This is a genomic window from Microbulbifer maximicatervae (SeqCode), assembly GCF_052467825.1.
The window spans coordinates 1,637,848-1,651,293 of record NZ_CP174327.1 but is presented as its reverse complement, the minus strand read 5'-3'; the positions used below and the strand labels follow the sequence as shown (position 1 = coordinate 1,651,293).

Below are 13,446 nucleotides of genomic sequence, written 5' to 3'. Positions count from 1 at the left end.
GGCGTGACTATAAACCAGAGCGCAGTGTAAAACAGAAGGCGCAGGATGGGTAACAACACACCAATTGGAATGAAGAGAGAGGCGGGAGGGAGTCGCGGCTCGCAAGCCTAAGCTGCGAGCCGCAGAAATAATAAGCTTTTTACAGCTTAGAAGCGGGGGCGACGCGGACGATCTTCGCGAGGCTTAGCTTCGTTAACGCGGATGTTACGGCCAGACAGCGGTTGGTCGTTCATCTCTTCGATAGCTTTGCGCGCTTCATCGTCGTTAGGCATTTCTACGAAACCGAAGCCTTTAGAGCGGCCAGTCTCACGGTCGGTGATAACAGTAGCCCGAGAGATCTCTCCGAATGCACCAAAAGCTTCGTGCAGGTCGTCAGAGGTTACCGCGTAGGCCAGATTTCCAATATAGATATTCACAAAAGGTTCTCACTAGGTGTGTGGGCTGTCGTGCAGTCACAAATGGATAACCAGCTCCACCAGATTAACCATTTGAGATTGGCCCTTTGCGGAGAAATAAACCCCTGGGCCAATTCAGTAAGGCGCGTTGCCTAAAATCCATATCAAGCGCCACAATGTGGAACTTTATATGCCTAATGGCTCGCCTTTTCAACAGTAATAGACGCAATTAATCGTCTTATTCTGCTCCTAATAAATAAAGAGCGCCTTTTTAGGCGCTACTTTATATACAAAAATTATTTCCGTTTCATGGATAGGAAGAATTCGTCATTTGTCTTGAAATCTTTCAATTTATCCACTAGGAATTCAGTCGATGCAACATCTTCCATATCGTGTAACAGCTTACGCAAAATCCACACTCGCTGCAGCTCGCCCTCAGGCATTAACAGCTCTTCCCGGCGAGTGCCGGATCTGCGCACATTAATGGCCGGATATACGCGTTTTTCAGCAATTTTGCGATCCAGCTGCAATTCCATATTACCGGTACCTTTAAATTCCTCGAAAATCACTTCGTCCATTTTCGAGCCGGTATCGATAAGTGCAGTAGCAATAATAGACAGACTTCCGCCTTCTTCAATATTTCGCGCTGCCCCAAAGAAGCGCTTCGGGCGCTCTAAGGCGTGAGCATCAACACCACCGGTTAATACTTTACCGGAGCTAGGAACTGTTGTGTTGTAAGCGCGAGCCAGGCGGGTGATAGAGTCGAGCAAGATAACCACATCTTTCTTGTGCTCAACCAGGCGCTTGGCTTTTTCAATTACCATTTCCGCAACTTGTACGTGACGTGCCGGCGGCTCATCAAAAGTAGAGGCAACAACTTCACCGCGCACGGAGCGCTGCATTTCTGTCACTTCCTCAGGACGCTCGTCAATCAGCAGTACGATCAAATGGCACTCTGGATTATTGCGCGTAATGGCCTGTGCCATATTTTGCAACATAATCGTTTTACCGGCCTTCGGCGGCGCAACAATCAAGCCGCGCTGGCCTTTCCCGATTGGAGCTACAAGATCAATAATACGACCAATCAGGTCTTCGGAGGAGCCGTTTCCGCACTCGAGGGTGAGGCGATCGTTGGGGAAAAGAGGAGTGAGGTTTTCGAAAAGAATTTTGTTACGTGCGTTTTCCGGTTTGTCAAAATTAATTTCGTTAACTTTTAATAAGGCAAAATATCTTTCACCTTCCTTCGGTGGGCGAATCTTTCCGGAAATTGAGTCACCCGTACGTAAATTAAATCGGCGAATCTGACTTGGAGATACATATATATCATCCGGTCCCGCAAGATAAGAGGAGTCAGCAGAACGCAAAAATCCAAAACCATCTTGAAGGATTTCTAATACGCCGTCGCCATAAATATCTTCACCGCTTTTGGCGTGGCGCTTGAGGATATTGAAAATAATATCCTGCTTGCGCGAACGGGCCAGGTTTTCAAGGCCCATGCCTTTGGCTATTTCAATCAACTCTTCAATGGGTTTGGTTTTTAATTCGGAGAGATTCATACCAATTGCTTATTAATGTTTCTGTTGTCATATGGCGCGGACACGCCTGAAATTTTGAGGAGGGGTTTGATATTAGAGATTAGCTCGTTTATTTACCCGATACACCTAGGTACCTTTTCCTACCAAGACCACAGTACTCAGTAAACTTTTGCTCTCCATAATCAATTTATGGAGCATTATCAGAACAAGTTCAACTCGAGGAGTATACGCGCCGGGGATGGTCAGGGACCCTGTGGAGGGGCGTTTTGTCAGCTCGTCTCATTTAATTCAAGACCGCTGAACTATTTCAGAATTACAGCCAGTATAACGGGTGTTTCCAATCCTGCAAAGAAATTTACCCCCTTTGCAGGATGGAAACGACAGTCTTACAGCTGACCGTCGATAAACTCAGTCAGCTGCGCGCGGGACAGTGCGCCGACTTTAGTACCTTCGACATTGCCGCCTTTGAACAGCAGCAGCGTGGGGATACCACGGACATTGTATTTGGCCGGGCTCTCTTTATTCGCATCAACGTCTACTTTTACGATCTTCAACTTATCGCCGTAGTGGCCTGCCAGGTCTTCCAGCACTGGAGCGATCATCTTGCACGGACCGCACCACTGTGCCCAAAAATCTACCAACACCGGGCCTTCAGCTTTGAGAACTTCTGCTTCGAATTCAGCGTCAGATACGTTGACGATTGAGTGCTCGCTCATATTGCATTCCTGTTCTTTAGTTACTCGATGCGTGGGCACCGCCAACGCATCTTCTCACGGTCACAGCAGTGGTTATACAGCTGCGATGCACCATTGCCCTCAAAATTGGGGCGCAAAATGGGATTTCAAGTCTTTCCTGCCACAGACTTACGCCTGCTCCAGGAAGCGCTGCAAAATCTCATCGATATAGTCAAAGCCAAAAGCCGTGGCAGCAATCCGCTTATCGAGACACTCTACAAGCTCCATTGCCATCAGGGTAGGCCATTGTTTTTGCAGCTCGGACATCGGCAGCCCGGTGTAGCGGGTAAAAGTATCACTGGGAACACCATCCGCCAGGCGAAGGGCATTCATAAGAAACTCCAGTGGCAAATCCTCATTCTCAACCCTGTCAGTATGGGGTTCAGACAAGGCACTATGCAGCAGCTCGGGATGTTGCCTGGCGATAGATAAGTAGTCCCTCGGAGTGCGTGTGCGACGACTGCGCAGAATTTGCCCAGTTTCAGCTAGGGTTACCTTGCCATGAGCACCGGCACCAATCCCCAGATAATCTCCGAATGACCAATAATTAATATTATGGCGGGATTCAAGTTCGGGTTTGCTATAAGCCGACACCTCGTAACGACGATAGCCCTCGGACGCCAGTAGTTCGCGTCCGCTGCCCTGCATACTGGCTATCAGCTGGGAGCCGGGGGTGACTGGTGGCGCACTGTAGAATGCAGTATTTGGCTCAATCGTTAATTGGTACCAGGAAATATGCTCTGGAGCCAAGGAAATTGCACGGCGCAAATCGCCAAGGGCTTCCACCTCGGTCTGATTGGGCAATCCGTGCATCAGGTCGAGGTTAATATTGTCAAAGCCCGCGCGACGCGCCATTGCCAGGGCACCTTCGGCCTCTTCTCCGCTGTGAATACGTCCCAACTGTTGTAGCTGATTGGAATCGAAGCTTTGCACTCCAATAGAAAGACGATTAACTCCAGCAGATCGATAGCCAGTGAACTTGGCTTGTTCAAAAGTGCCGGGGTTGGCCTCCAGGGTTATCTCGACCCCCTCAGCAAAACCCACCACCTGCTCAGCAGCCTCCAGGATCTGCCCAATTGCTTGGGGGGAGAACAGACTCGGCGTGCCGCCACCAAAAAAGATGGACTGCAATTTTCGCCCCTGCACCCAGGGCAACTGGCTGATCAGATCCAGGCGCAACTGCGCCACATACTCGGATTCCGGTAGGGCGTAGTCCGAATTAGCCCGGTCTCTATCAGCCTGGTGGGAGTTGAAATCACAGTAGGGACATTTGCGCACACACCAGGGGATATGGATATACAGGCTCAGCGGTGGCAGCTGTAATTCAGCAATCTGATCAGGCAAGGTCGGCACCCTGCATATTTTGCTGCCATAAAAGCTCAAATTGAGACATAGCCTGGGCCCTGTGGCTCAGTCGATTCTTCAAGTCTCTCGGCAGTTCAGCGGAGGTCATTCCCTCAGATTCAACAAAGAACAGCGGGTCATAACCAAAACCCTGCTCTCCCGCCGGCTCCCGCAAAATTGTCCCACTCCACTTTGCACTAGATACCAAAGGCACCGGGTCATCCCATTGCCGCACAAAAGCCAGTGCGCAGTGGAAACTGGCAGTGCGATGCTTAGATTCAACATCAACCATGGCCTCCAATAACTTCGCATTGTTTTTTTCATCAGTCGCCCCGGCACCTGAGTAGCGTGCAGAGTAAATTCCCGGCGCACCACTCAATGCATCTACCGACAGCCCGGAGTCATCGGCTAATGCAGGCAGGCCACTGATACGGCTGGCGTGGCGGGCCTTAATCAAAGCATTCTCAATAAAGCTCAATCCGGTCTCATCAGCGTCACTTACCCCAAAGTCAGACTGAGGAAGAACCTGTATATCCCATGAGGCGAACAGCTGTGAAAATTCGCGAAGTTTGCCGGCATTACCGCTGGCAAGAACAATTTTATTTACCATATTGCTTCAAACAAAAAGCGGGCCTCGGCCCGCGGTGAATCTTAAAGAAGGGGTTTCGACCAGCTCTCAGCCAGCGGAACCTTGGCAGATGTCTATCGGTTCAATCTGCGACGGAAAGTGATCGTCTCACTTTTACCATTGGGCAGCTTGATATCTACGTTAAAGGTAAGGGTCTCCTCATCCTCAAAGCGCAGGGGTGCGAGATAGTAAACAGCATCTCCTTCCCGAATTTCTTTGAACTTAAGTGGTCTTGACTGCTGGATCAGGTTGGTAGCTGTGCCAGACATCTCAGCGCTGAGGCCATGGGTTCCGCCCTCTTTCTTGACGACAGAGACATTTACATACGCCCGATCTTTTGCTCGAGCCAACTGGTACTGACGGGCGATATCCGGCTGGATAAAATCGCTATTGAACACTGAATAGACTACTCGATAGTCGCCAAAATCAGCGTAGTTCTTAATCGTACGCGCTTCTTGCGCGGCAGCGCCGACAGATAAAAATAGCAAGGCCACAGAAGCAGCCAGGGTAAGGATGCGTTTCACGCTCCACCTCCAGTTGTTATAGGCGCCACCTCTCCCGGTAGGTTTGGTGGTCAATTCCAGTCAGGCCCCCTCAGGAGTGCCTCTCTCGATCTATTTATCGCGCCAAAGTCCTCCACAAAAGAGCTGGCGCAAATCTTAGTTTAGCGAGTTAGATGATAGATGGCTGTCTCACCAAACAAATTTGGTAAAAAGTCTTTGAATGCCCGCCCAACCGAGGACTCAGAAACCACTTGCCGATGCAGAATCGCCCAGCCATTTTCTCGGCATAACACCTCAAAGTCTGTAAAAGTACAAAAGTGAATATTGGGAGTGTCATACCATTCGTATGGCAATAAGTCGGATACTGGCATGCGCCCGGAGAATGCGAGGTGCCAGCGGGCCTTCCACTGCCCAAAATTGGGAAACGTAATAATGCAATCCCGCCCAACCCGGAGCATTTCCTCTACCACTAAATGAGGCTGACTCAAGGTTTGCAGTGCCTGGGTCATCACCACAGCATCAAAGCTGCCATCAGCAAAGTTTCCCAGCCCTGTATTCAGATTTTGCTCGACAACATTGACCCCACGGGCCACACATCGCTCTATTTGCTCGGGATCAATCTCCAGGCCATAGCCTTTCACATTTTTATTTCTCCCCAGCTGATCGAGCAGTGCACCATCGCCACAGCCGAGGTCGAGAACCCGGCTGTTGGGAGCGATCCATTCCTGGATCACATCCAAATCTATCCGCATCAGTACACCTCCTCAGCAATTTCTGCCGCAACTCTCTGCATATAGGCACGAAATACACCTTCATAACGACCATTGGGCAGCAGGAAGGCATCGTGTCCCATTGCTGACTCTACTTCGGCATAGCTGACTGGAATATCCGCGTGCATCAGGGCATCGGCGATTTCCCTCGAGCGCTCCGGCGCAAAGCGCCAATCAGAAGTAAATGACACCAATAAAAACCGGCACTTGGCATGGGAGAAGGCCTCTACCGGGTCATCCCCGTATTCCCGAGCTAAGTCGAAGAAATCCAGCGCTCGAGTCATCAGAATGTAAGTATTGGGATCGAAGGTGGTGGAAAAACTGGCTCCCTGGTAGCGCAGATAACTTTGTATCTGAAACTCCACCTCTTCATCCGACCCCTGCTGAAAGCTGCCACTGCGCAATTCTCGACCAAACTTGCGCCCCAACCCATCGTCAGACAGATAAGTGATGTGCCCGATCATACGCGCAACGGCCAGGCCTCTACGGGGTAACTTATCCTGTTGGAGGTAGTGCCCATCGCAAAAGTCTGGATCGGATGTTATCGCCTGGCGTGCGGTCTCATTAAACGCGATATTCTGTGCAGATAACTTCATGGCAGAGGCAATCACCACACAATTACGCAGGCGCTCAGGGTATTCCAGTGACCAGCGCATCGCCTGCATTCCACCGAGACTGCCGCCAACAACCGCCGCCCACTGTCGAATGCCTAGCATATCCGCCAGACGCGCTTGGCTGTGGACCCAGTCGCGGACACGCAGTGATGGAAAATCCGGCCCCCAGGTAGTGCCGGTATCCGGGTTGATGGATACGGGGCCAGTAGATCCGTGGCAACCGCCGAGATTATTAACGGACACCACAAAGAAATGATTAGTATCTATCGGCTTACCCGGACCGATATAGTGGTCCCACCACCCCGGACGCTTATCATCGATACTGTGTCGCCCCGCAGCGTGATGATGCCCAGACAGAGCATGACAGATCAGAACTGCGTTAGTCTTTTCCCTATTGAGTTCACCGTAAGTCTCATAAACCAGAGTGTAATTTTTCAGTACTCGACCACAGGCCAATTCCAGCGGTTCACTAAAGTGATGGCTTTTAGGCTCAACAAGGCCCACGGAGTCTGGGTCACCGGTAGTTGCGGTTTGGGCTTCCGCAGAAGCGATAGGATTTTCCGTTGACAAAGCACTGTATCTGTCAGGTTGATAGGTGCTGCCTGGCAAATTGCCGAAGCAGTCAGTGAATAAGATCACTGCAACTTATAACAAATGCCAGTCAGAACCAATATCAATTAGCACCCAATTCAGGTGGTATGGGAGGCCTTCAAGGGGGTTACATTGCGCGCGCGCGGCGCCGGCGCAACCGGCTGTGGTGCAGAGCTGTTGTGCCGCAGTAAATCCTCTAACGCCACCAGCGCCTTATCATTGCGCTGAACCTCATCCTCGAGAGTTCGAAGATCCGTGCGACGACTGCGAGTTTTCTGTTTCAACTCGGTGAGCTTAATCAAATGGCGATTGAGTAATTGTTTCTGATACTGCGCATGCTGTTTAAGAGGCTCAAGAGCCTGCTCTAACCAATTTTCCGCTTTGTTACCCATATCGTCGTACAGCCGACCCACTTCACTGGCAAGCGTGGTAATAAAGCGCTCGCTGAGACGGCTGCGGCGCGCCAATAACAGCTGCGGGGATCGCCTCAGCTGAGCGGCCTGGCGATGCAGTCCACGCAACGCGAAGCGAAATTTGCGGATAGTAAAATACTGCTCGGCATCATCCACTTTCTTTAAGCTGGAGCGCTCAAAGACAGCGTCGAGCAAGCGATTAGCCTGATCCACTTCCCGCTCGAGGTTAGACATCTGATGGTCTACCCCTTCCATAAAAGTATCGATAGCCCTGGCCATGCCCATGGGCGTCCAACGGCGATTGAGAGTAGCCAGTGTATCGTCAATCAGCGCCTGCAACTGCTGTCTGGATATCGGCGCCAACAAAGAAGTGCTTTGTCGTGTAAGCATTCTCTGGCTGGATTTGAGCGTCAGCAATTCCTGATGACAAATCTTATGCTGCTCGCGCACGGTCGTCTGCAACTGTTCCAACTCTGCCAATTGCTCTGAGGTGTTGCCACTATTGCGCTGCAGGTGAGCCAACGCTGCCCGGCCACTATTCAAACGACGCTTGAGTAGATCGCGGGTATCAGCCATCAGGGTGAGAGCTTGATGCAGTGAGCGGTGCTCGGCCATTTTATGCCGGTGCTCCAGCAGGCGCTGAACCAGCATCCTTTCAAACTCACCGAAGCGGCTGCTTCGCACCAAATCCGCATCCCGCTGCTGGCGCCCCAACAGAGCCATTTTTGCAGAGACTCCGGCAACACTTTCCTGAGGCAGAGACAAGAGACCGGCCACTTCGCTGCGCATGCGTCGCAGCAGCAGCTCAGCATCCTCCTCCGGATCATCCCAAAGCACATCCATCTTGTTGAGCAGGGCCATCACGGATGTTCCGCGATGCTCTTGCAGTGGCGCCAGGTGAGTTTCCCACATGCTCATATCGGTACCACTTACCCCAGCATCGGCAGCCAGCAGAAAGGCAACCGCCTGGGCCCCGGGCAGTGTACTCAATGTGAGCTCCGGCTCATTGCCGAGGGCGTTCAGTCCCGGGGTATCAATAATACGCAACCCCTGATCCAGCAATGGGTGCGGCAGACAAATCAAAGCAAAACGCCAGGCGGGGATCTCAACTAGATTCCCTTTGCCATCCAAGTGGCGCCGATCGAAGCCATAGCGAGCGGCCTCTTCCGGCATTACTGACTTGGTCGAGGCAACCTTCAATAAAGTCTCTCGGGTCGCCTCGGGATCATTGGCATCAAACTCGTGAGTTACCCACTTTTGCGGAATTCGACGGAAGCTCTCCAGGCTGGTATTCGTCGCCAGGGTCTCAATCGGAAGCAGCCGCAAACTGGCGCGCTCGCCGCCATCACTGAAAATTTCCGTGGGACACATAGTGGTGCGCCCCGGCCTTGAGGGCAGTAGACGCTGTCCGTAAGTTTGCGACAACAGGGCATTGAGCAGTTCAGTTTTCCCCCGTGAAAACTCCCCAACTAAAACCAGGGTGAACTGATCATCTGCAAGTAGGGCGCGGGCCTGCTGTACAACCTGGCAGGCACCAGCAGAATTAGAGAAGTGCTGTTCAAGCCATTGGCTGAAGTGGGCAAACTGGCGATCGAGATTCTTTTTCCAACGGTCGTAGTCAGAAATATGCTGGCGTAAAAGTGCGTCTTCCATTTCACGGTGTTCTTGTTATTGAGACCCGGAACTACCGGCCCCTACTAAGACAAGAGAAAGAGCCGTCAGTCGATAGTATAAGAGTCTAACACCGCGCCAAATACGATCTAGTGCGCACAGGTGAAGAAATGTTCAGCCGGTCACAATTTAAGAAACCTTCGAACAACTGCGCAAGCCCCAGAGGGCGGGGCTTGAAAGGTGCAGGGGATATTTTGGGGTGATCAGAGTCCGGTTAAAAGCCGGGGATATGCCAAAACAGGCTGTACACGAAAGCCGGCATGTTGGCCATTTGGGCAAAACCAATAAGCAGCCTGTTAATCACAGTGAGCAGGATAAAGACAAATATCGGGCTGATATCAATCACCCCCAACGGCGGAATCATGCGTCGCACAGGTCCGCAAAATGGCTCCAGGAGTTGGTGCAGTAAAATTAGAATTGGATGGCCGCTATTCGGCGCAATCCAGCTGGCAACGATGGAGACCAATAAGCCGACAAACACCATCGCTATCACAGTGGAAACACAGCCGATCAACGACCACAGCAGGGCACTGAGGGGGTTAACCAGGCCGTAACCTGCAATCATGGCGCAAGCCATAATCATCGCCCAACCGACTATCAACGCCAGCACTACTGAGGCCATATCGACGCCAAAAAGTCCTGGCACCACTTTGCGCAGCGGCAGCAGCAAAGGGTTGGTAACCTTCACAACTCCCTGAGATATGGGGTTGTAAAAATCCGCACGGCCCAACTGCAATAGGAAACGCAATAACACGGCGAAAAGGAACAAAATGCCCAGTATGCCCACGACATAAACGCCGATATCGCTGAAGGTATTGACCATGGATAAACCCTAAACAAAAAGATTTTCAGCAGCCACCGCTGCACCTACCCAATTGGACCGGAACCTGTTACCGATCCAATTCCTTTGCCATTTCCGTCGCCCGCTCCTCGCAATCGCGCATGGCATCGGCCACTAACTGCGGCAACCCACCCTTCTCGAACCGTTGAACAGCGCGCTCAGTGGTTCCACCTGGTGACATCACATTGCGCTTCAACTGGGCGACGTCAACATCGCTGGCGACCGCCAGTTTGGCGGCGCCCAGAGCAGTTTGCAACACAAGGCGCTCCGCATCTGCACGAGCAAGGCCACCGGCGGAAGCCGCATCAATCATGGCCTCCATAAACTGGAAAAAGTAAGCCGGTGCCGATCCCGCTACCGCAATCACCTGATCGATGCCGCGCTCTTCCTCAACCCAGTAGGAGATACCTACCGCATCGACGATGCGCTCGGCAAGTTCCTTCTGTTCACCCGTAACCTTGCTATCGGCATAGAGACCGGTAACTCCGGTTTGCACCAGGGCCGGGGTATTAGGCATAGCCCTGACAATAGGGAGGTGCATTCCCATCCAACGGTGGTAAGCCGCGAGCGGAATTCCCGCAGCAAAAGTGATAATCAAGGGCGAGCGATCCACCAAATGGGGTTTCAGTCCCTCACAAAGTTCTCGCATAACTTGCGGTTTCACCGACAGTACAATTACATCGGCATCGACAATAGCGGCAACATTATCGTCACTAATAGCTACCCCATGGCTCTCGGCAAAAGCATTGAGTTTGTCCCGATCACGGCCTGTAGCAGTAATCTGGTCCGCCGGATAACCGGAGGCCACCAAACCACCGATCACTGCCCCCGCCATATTGCCGGCGCCACCAATAAAAACCATCTTAGGGTTCGCTGTACTCACTCATATCACCTTGGGCGGTTACAAAAATTTTGTTGCTTTTCCCCGTTCGGGGCATTCCGCTAATATGTGGCCGCCAGATTCAAATAACAAGAGAGCCATACCAAGTGGCTCCTAACGGAGGGCAGTATGCAAAAAGGATGGCGTTCACTGCTTATAGCGACACTGATCACTGCGACCAGTGCCGCTGGTGCAGTAGAAACTCGTACGCTAAACAACGGCCAATTGGTACTCGAAGATGTGCCAAACATTCCCCAAACTATCATCAATGAGCTCAATCGTTATCAGAACGTACGCTCAGCTAGCTTCCGGGGCTGGGACCTTGAAGGTAACGGTATCTATGTCAGTACCCGCTTCGGCGAAGTTTCTCAATTACACAAGGTAGAGAATGCAGGTGGCGCTCGCCGACAGCTAACCTTTTTCGAAGAACCGATAGGCGGCATCTCTACCCGCCCAGAGCACCGCCAACTGGCATTCACCATGGATGCCGGCGGCAATGAATACGCCCAGATTTTCCTGTTTGATACAGAAAATGGCACTAGCGAGATGATTACCGATGGTGAGTCTCGCAATGGCAGTATTCTCTGGAATAAGCAGGGCTCAGCTATCGCTTACCAGAGTACCCGCCGAGATGGCAGGGCCAATGATATATGGCTAACCACTTTCGACGGTGACAAAAAAGAAGACCGCTTGATCCTTAAGTCTGAGGATGGCAGTTGGTGGGGGCCCAGTGATTTCTCACAATCCGGCAGCCAAATTTTGGTCATGCAATATATCTCCTCCACTCGATCCAATGTCCATTTGCTGGATCTCGACAGCGGAGAAGTCTCACTACTCGCCGGTACGAGCGATGAAGAGGCTGATTCCCGCAATTTCCCAGCGGGTTTCAGTTATGACAATCACTCGGTTTATATCATCTCTGACAAAGGGCGCGAATTTACCCAACTGATCCGCAAAGACCTGGAGAGTGGCGATGAAAAGATAATTACCTCCGATATCCCCTGGGATATCAGCAGCTTTATCCTCAGTAAAGACGGTCGCCGCGGCGCTTTTGTCGCCAACGAAAATGGTATGTCCACCCTCTATCTATACGATCCACGCAATGACCGCTACCGCAAGGTCGACTCGCTGCCGATCGGTCTTATCGGCGGAATAGAATTTAACCCCGAAGGTGATAAGCTGGCCCTAACCCTAAACACGCCTAAAACTCCCTCCGATTCCTTTGTAATGGACCTTGGCCGCCGCCCGCTATCCAGTGGTGACCTTACCCGATGGACATTTAGTGAAGTCGGTGGTCTCGACAGCGAAAGCTTTGTCGAACCCGAACTGGTGCACTATCCCACTTTCGACGAGGTGGATGGAAAGCCGCGTGAAATTCCCGCATTCGTCTATAAGCCGCGCAATGCCAAAGGCCCCGTACCTGTGGTTATTTCAATCCACGGTGGCCCTGAAGGGCAGTACCGCCCCATGTTTTCCAGCACATACCAGCTGTGGCTAGAAAAACTTGGCGTTGCTGTAATTGCTCCAAATGTACGCGGGTCCGCTGGTTATGGTAAGAGCTACCTAGCCATGGATAACGGCTACAAGCGAGAGGACTCAGTTAGGGATATCGGCGCTCTTCTGGATTGGATTGCTACCCAGCCTGACCTGGATGCGGAACGCGTTGCTGTGTTTGGCGGCAGCTACGGTGGTTACATGGTGCTGGCCAGTAGTGTTTACTACTCCGATCGTTTAAAAGCAGCAGTGGATATCGTAGGCATCTCTAACTTTGTCACCTTCCTCACCAATACCAAGAGCTATCGTCGCGACCTTCGTCGAGTCGAATACGGTGATGAGCGGGATCCGCAGATGCGCGCTTTCCTGGAAAAAATCAGCCCCAACAACAATGTGGACAAGATCCAGGTGCCAATGTTTGTAGTGCAGGGACAAAATGACCCTCGGGTACCTGTCACCGAGGCTGAGCAAATCGTGGCTGCACTTCGTGAGAATGGCAATCAAGTCTGGTATATGAACGCACTCAATGAAGGGCACGGCTATCGCAAGAAAGAGAACAGTGATGCCTTTACCCAGGCAACAGCTCTCTTCTTTGCCGAACACCTACTGAGTGAAGATCAAAAAAAGCAGCTCAGTTTGAATGAACAATAATTATTTGTTCCCAGAAAAAGAAAACGGCCTTTAGGGCCGTTTTCTTTTTAGAACTTAACTATGTAAGGAGCCCCTGATTAACTAAACAAAAAAGGAAATGTTTCCACAATCGCAATCAAGTTCAGAGCAATCGCCAGTATCCAAAGCCAATAGCGGCTCTTATCTCCGAATATCCCAATAACTGCCGAATTCAAAAAGCCGGTCACCAATGAGATTTTGGGAGAAACAAATGCAATCAGGCAGATAAAAGCCAACCACTCAAGCGCTACCCAAGTCACCAGTACACTATTCGTTACAGACAGAGATAGCACTGCGCTCACTGATAAAAGCAGCAGCAATACATCTACAGTCCCAGATTTTGTCATCCCATATCCCAAAAAAA

The 13,446-nt window shown here is 51.4% G+C and carries 13 protein-coding genes; 1 reads left to right on the top strand and 12 read right to left on the bottom strand.

The genetic code is table 11. The features are described 5' to 3' along the window. Positions 1-146 precede the first annotated feature (146 nt). The 11 genes from rbp to proC form a co-directional block, all read right to left on the bottom strand. Positions 147-416: an RNA-binding regulator gene (gene rbp / locus ACJJII_RS07440; RefSeq protein ID WP_020413665.1), complete on the bottom strand. Its 270-nt coding sequence runs from the start codon at positions 414-416 to the stop codon at positions 147-149. Between the two features lie 275 nt (positions 417-691). Further along, positions 692-1,951, bottom strand: a complete 1,260-nt coding sequence (gene rho, locus ACJJII_RS07435) for a transcription termination factor Rho (protein ID WP_108731406.1) — start codon at positions 1,949-1,951, stop codon at positions 692-694. Positions 1,952-2,316: 365 nt separating this feature from the next. Continuing rightward, positions 2,317-2,646, bottom strand: a complete 330-nt coding sequence (gene trxA, locus ACJJII_RS07430; RefSeq protein ID WP_282930316.1) for a thioredoxin TrxA — start codon at positions 2,644-2,646, stop codon at positions 2,317-2,319. Positions 2,647-2,793: 147 nt separating this feature from the next. Next, entirely contained in the window at positions 2,794-4,008 is a 1,215-nt protein-coding gene (gene hemW, locus ACJJII_RS07425; RefSeq protein ID WP_444918787.1) for a radical SAM family heme chaperone HemW, read from the bottom strand. Then, a complete protein-coding gene (gene rdgB, locus ACJJII_RS07420) occupies positions 4,001-4,618 on the bottom strand; it encodes an RdgB/HAM1 family non-canonical purine NTP pyrophosphatase (RefSeq protein WP_444906642.1) in 618 nt (205 codons plus the stop codon). The genes hemW and rdgB overlap by 8 nt, the downstream gene beginning before the upstream one ends. 92 nt (positions 4,619-4,710) lie before the next feature. Beyond that, on the bottom strand, positions 4,711-5,160 hold the full coding sequence (locus tag ACJJII_RS07415; RefSeq protein WP_413664060.1) for a DUF4426 domain-containing protein: 450 nt from the start codon (positions 5,158-5,160) through the stop codon (positions 4,711-4,713). Positions 5,161-5,300: 140 nt separating this feature from the next. Further along, complete coding sequence (gene metW, locus ACJJII_RS07410; protein WP_444918786.1) at positions 5,301-5,891, bottom strand: methionine biosynthesis protein MetW; 591 nt, start codon at positions 5,889-5,891, stop codon at positions 5,301-5,303. Further along, positions 5,891-7,093, bottom strand: coding sequence for a homoserine O-succinyltransferase MetX (gene metX, locus ACJJII_RS07405; protein WP_444918785.1), 1,203 nt, complete (start codon positions 7,091-7,093; stop codon positions 5,891-5,893). Before metX ends, metW begins: the two co-directional genes overlap by 1 nt. A gap of 119 nt (positions 7,094-7,212) precedes the next feature. After that, positions 7,213-9,180 carry a dynamin family protein gene (locus ACJJII_RS07400; protein ID WP_444918784.1) on the bottom strand — a complete coding sequence of 656 codons (1,968 nt, stop codon included), beginning with the start codon at positions 9,178-9,180 and terminating at the stop codon, positions 7,213-7,215. Positions 9,181-9,412: 232 nt separating this feature from the next. Further along, positions 9,413-10,021 carry a YggT family protein gene (locus ACJJII_RS07395; RefSeq protein WP_444918783.1) on the bottom strand — a complete coding sequence of 203 codons (609 nt, stop codon included), beginning with the start codon at positions 10,019-10,021 and terminating at the stop codon, positions 9,413-9,415. Between the two features lie 67 nt (positions 10,022-10,088). Next, positions 10,089-10,922 (bottom strand): pyrroline-5-carboxylate reductase, encoded by an 834-nt coding sequence (gene proC / locus ACJJII_RS07390; RefSeq protein ID WP_444906645.1) that lies wholly within the window; start codon positions 10,920-10,922, stop codon positions 10,089-10,091. 126 nt (positions 10,923-11,048) lie between these two features. Between proC and ACJJII_RS07385 the strand changes: the two genes are divergently transcribed. Then, positions 11,049-13,064, top strand: a complete 2,016-nt coding sequence (locus tag ACJJII_RS07385) for a S9 family peptidase (protein WP_444918782.1) — start codon at positions 11,049-11,051, stop codon at positions 13,062-13,064. Positions 13,065-13,141: 77 nt separating this feature from the next. Here the strand turns inward: ACJJII_RS07385 and ACJJII_RS07380 are convergent, their stop codons facing one another. After that, entirely contained in the window at positions 13,142-13,429 is a 288-nt protein-coding gene (locus ACJJII_RS07380; RefSeq protein WP_444906647.1) for a hypothetical protein, read from the bottom strand. Between the last annotated feature and the right edge of the window lie 17 nt (positions 13,430-13,446).